Origin of the sequence: Faecalibacterium sp., assembly GCF_052358865.1 — a bacterium.
In the GTDB taxonomy this organism is placed as follows: domain Bacteria; phylum Bacillota; class Clostridia; order Oscillospirales; family Ruminococcaceae; genus Faecalibacterium; species Faecalibacterium butyricigenerans.
Genome location: NZ_DAWCVJ010000125.1, coordinates 1 through 3,972, shown reverse-complemented (window position 1 = coordinate 3,972; position 3,972 = coordinate 1). Strand labels below are relative to the sequence as shown.

At 64.5% G+C, this 3,972-nt stretch carries 4 protein-coding genes; 3 read left to right on the top strand and 1 reads right to left on the bottom strand.

Annotation, left to right across the window (positions count from 1 at the left end; all coding sequences use genetic code 11):
- Window positions 1-347 precede the first annotated feature (347 nt).
- Window positions 348-1,601, bottom strand: coding sequence for a serine hydroxymethyltransferase (gene glyA / locus ACT8X9_RS12950; protein ID WP_444269268.1), 1,254 nt, complete (start codon window positions 1,599-1,601; stop codon window positions 348-350).
- A gap of 255 nt (window positions 1,602-1,856) precedes the next feature.
- Here glyA and ACT8X9_RS12945 point away from each other — a divergent pair, with 255 nt between their 5' ends.
- The 3 genes from ACT8X9_RS12945 to ACT8X9_RS12935 all read left to right on the top strand — a co-directional run.
- On the top strand, window positions 1,857-2,444 hold the full coding sequence (locus ACT8X9_RS12945; protein WP_444269267.1) for a 5-formyltetrahydrofolate cyclo-ligase: 588 nt from the start codon (window positions 1,857-1,859) through the stop codon (window positions 2,442-2,444).
- Window positions 2,419-3,051, top strand: a complete 633-nt coding sequence (locus ACT8X9_RS12940; protein WP_444269266.1) for a cyclodeaminase/cyclohydrolase family protein — start codon at window positions 2,419-2,421, stop codon at window positions 3,049-3,051. Before ACT8X9_RS12945 ends, ACT8X9_RS12940 begins: the two co-directional genes overlap by 26 nt.
- An 18-nt stretch (window positions 3,052-3,069) precedes the next feature.
- Window positions 3,070-3,972 (top strand): bifunctional 5,10-methylenetetrahydrofolate dehydrogenase/5,10-methenyltetrahydrofolate cyclohydrolase (locus tag ACT8X9_RS12935; RefSeq protein WP_444269265.1); only part of this gene is annotated, 903 nt, incomplete at its 3' end.

The window sequence follows — 3,972 nt, the reverse complement described above, 5'->3', positions numbered from 1 at the left end:
AACGTCCCATTCCGACCATCAGCCTATGAAAACATTATACCCCCCCCCTGTGATTTTGTCAATATTATTCTTGTTTTTCATGATATTCCCAAATTGTCCCTGTATCCGCTATGCAGGTTTCACAAAATTGCAGAAAAACTTGCCCGCTTCGCCAGAGGCTCTCCCCTTGGGAGAGCTGGCGCGGAGCGCCTGAGAGGGCAAGGACGCTGCCAAAAAACAAAAGCACAGCGATACCATCAGCTCTGTCAAAAGCCGATATTATCGCTGTGCAGTTGCTCTCGGAGGACGGGCTTGCCCTCTCCGTCATTGCTTTGCAATGCCACCTCTCCCAAAGGGAGAGGCTTTCCTTATTCGTACAGGGGGAACGCCTTGGTCAGGGCCAGCACGCGGGCGGAGATGTCGTCTTTCTTCTCGTCGTAGTGCCAGATGCAGTCTGCGATGCAGTCCGCGATGACCTTCATCTCGGCCTCGCCCATGCCCCGGGTAGTGACGGCCGGAGTGCCCAGACGGACGCCGGAGGTCACGAAGGGGCTGCGGGTCTCGCCGGGGACCGTGTTCTTGTTGGCGGTGATGTGGACGCTGTCGAGGCGGGCTTCCAGCTCCTTGCCGGTGCACTCCTCCTCCCGCAGGTCCACCAGCATCAGGTGGTTGTCTGTGCCGCCGGACACCAGCTTGACGCCCCGGGCCTGCAGCTGTGCGGCCATGGCCTGCGCGTTCTCGACGATCCTGCGGGCGTAGTCCTTGAACTCCGGCTTGAGGGCCTCACCGAAGCAGACGGCCTTAGCCGCGATGACGTGCTCCAGCGGGCCGCCCTGCGTGCCGGGGAAGACGGCGGAGTTGATGCGCTTGGCCAGCACGGCGTTGTTGGTCAGGATGAGGCCGCCGCGGGGTCCGCGCAGGGTCTTGTGGGTGGTGGTGGTCACGACATCGGCATAGGGCACGGGGCTTTGGTGCATCCCGCCGGCCACGAGGCCCGCGATGTGGGCCATATCCACCATCAGGTAAGCGCCATAGCCGTGGGCGATCTCCGCCAGCTTCTCGAAGTCGATGGCACGGGGGTAGGCCGAAGCGCCCGCCACGACCATCTTCGGGCGCACCTTCCGGACCTGCTTTTCCAGCTCGGCATAGTCGATGCGGCCATCCTCACCGACGCCGTAGGAGACGAAGTGGTAGTTCTTGCCGGACATATTCACCGGCGAGCCGTGGGTCAGATGACCGCCCTGCGACAGGTCCATTCCCATGACGGTGTCGCCGAGATCCAGCAGGGCAAAGTAGACGGCCAGATTGGCCTGTGCGCCGGAGTGGGGCTGGACGTTGGCGTACTTTGCGCCGAACAGCTTGCAGGCGCGCTGGATGGCGATGTTCTCCACCTCATCCACGTAGGCGCAGCCGCCGTAGTAGCGCTTGCCGGGCAGGCCCTCGGCGTACTTGTTGGTGAGGATGCTGCCCATCGCGGCCATGACGGCGGGCGAGACGATGTTCTCGCTGGCGATCAGCTCAATGTTCTCCCGCTGGCGGGTCAGCTCACGGTTCATGGCCGCAGCCAGCTCCGGGTCGGCCTTGTCCACGAGGCCAATGGTATCCATCATATCGTTGTACATCATACATTACCCCTCTCTGATGCTGATGCTGAGATCAGCTTTTTCTCCATAATACCAGACAACGTAAAATTCTTCAACAGCATTTCGCACAAACCGATACGCTTTGGCCCCTTTCTTTTCGGTCGGATGAAGATATTTCACCCTTCAGCCCAAAGCCTTGCTTTTTCTGCGCCCAGCGTTTATTATACATCTATAAAAATCCGTTCCGGTTTTTGTGCAGTTCTGCCCGCCGGGCGCAGAGAGGGGCGTTTTTCCATGACCATCGCGGAGCAAAAAGCGGCGCAGCGGAAAGCGGGCATTGCAGCCCGCCGGGCGCTGTCGGAAGCAGACCGGACCTCGGCCAACGCGGCGCTCTGTGCCCGCATCGCGGGGCTGGACTGCTTCCGGACGGCGCAGAACATCCTGCTCTACGCCGCATTCGGGGGCGAAGCCGACCTCTCCGCGCTGGCCGGACAGGCCGCAGCACAGGGCAAAATACTGGCATGGCCCGTCTGCGGCGGGGGTTTCTCACTGACCGCCGCCGTGCCGGAGGCCAACGGCTGGGAGGTCGGCGCATATGGCATCCGCACCCCCGTCCTGCGCCGGTCGGCCCTCCTGCGGCCCGACCAGCTCGACCTCGTGCTGGTGCCCTGCACAGCTTTTGACGCCGCCTGCCGCCGGGTGGGCATGGGGAAGGGTTACTACGACCGCTATCTTCCCCGCTGCACCCGGGCTGTAAAGGTCGGCGTCGCCTTTGAGGCCCAGCGGGTGGAGGCAGCGGCCGTGGACGCCCACGACCAGCGGCTGGACGGATTCGTGACAGAGGGAGGACTTTATTTTGGAACTGACACAACTGAGCTGTGAGGAATTTCTGAGCCAGCTTGCCAGCAAAGCCCCCGCCCCGGGCGGCGGCGGCGCAGCGGCCCTTGTGGGGGCGGCAGGCGCAGCGCTGGGCAATATGGTGGGCAGTCTGACCACCGGCAAAAAGAAGTATGCCGCCGTCGAGGCGGACATTCAGGCCCTCAACGCCCGGGCCGAAGCCCTGCGGCGTCGGCTCGAAGCCCTCGTGCAGGCCGACGCGGCGGCGTTCGCCCCGCTGGCCGCAGCTTACGGCCTGCCCAAGGAGACGCCCGAGCAGCAGGTTCACAAGGCCGCGGTTCTGGCCGAGGCGCTGGATGGGGCCTGCGCTGTGCCGCTGGACATCATGGACGCCTGCTGTGAGGGCATCCGCCTCGCGGCCGACTACGCCGCAAAGGGCAGCGTGCTGGCCGTGTCGGACGCGGGCTGTGCGGCCCTCTTCTGCAAGGCCGCCCTTCAGGCCGCCGGGCTGAACGTCGCCATCAACACCAAGCTCATGACCGACCGCCCCCACGCCGCCGGGCTGGACGAAAAGGCCGCCCGGATGCTGGCGGAGTATGTACCGCTGGCCGATGAAGTCTACCAGTCCGTGGCAAGCCGCCTGCGGGTCTGATCCAGAAAGGGGATCTCTATGTCTGTGATTTTGAAGGGTGCGCCCGTCGTGGCCGCCATGAACGAAGCAAACGCCGCCCGCTGCGCCGCGCTGCGGGAAAAGGGCGTCGTCCCCACACTGGCCGTCGTCCGGGTGGGCGCACGGGAGGACGACCTCTCCTACGAGAAGGGCGTCATGGCCCGCTGCGCCAAGGTGGGCGTCGAGGTGAAGCAATTCCTTCTGCCCGCCGACGCGGCGCAGGAGGAGCTGCTGGGCGTCATCGCCTGCATCAACGCTGACCCCTCCATCCACGGCTGTCTGCTCTTCCGTCCCCTGCCCCGGCAGTTCGACGACCGCACTGTCCGCGCCGCCCTCGCGCCTGAGAAGGACATCGACGGCATCACCGACGGCTCGCTGGCCGGTGTCTTTACCAACACGGCCCTCGGCTACCCGCCCTGCACGGCGCAGGCCTGCCTCGAGATCCTGAAGTTCTACGGCATCCCCCTCTCGGGCCGGCGGGCCGTTGTGGTGGGCCGCAGCCTCGTGGTGGGCAAGCCCGCCGCCATGATGCTGGACCGGGAAAACGCCACCGTCACCCTCTGCAACTCCCGCACTCGGGATCTGCCGGAGGTCTGCCGCGGGGCCGACATCGTGGTGGTGGCCATGGGCAAGGCCGGCGCCGTCGGTGCTGAGCATCTGCGCGAGGGGCAGGTGGTCGTGGACGTGGGCATCCATGTCAACGAGGAAGGAAAGCTCTGCGGCGACGTCCGCTTCGGCGAAGCCGAGCCGCTGGTGGAGGCCATCACCCCCGTCCCCGGCGGCGTGGGTACCGTGACCACCTCCGTGCTGGTGAGCCATGTGGTGGAGGCGGCAGAAAAGACCGTACACCTTCTTTTTAATAAAAACAGAGAGGTCAGCCCGCGAAGGATGATCCTCTCTGTT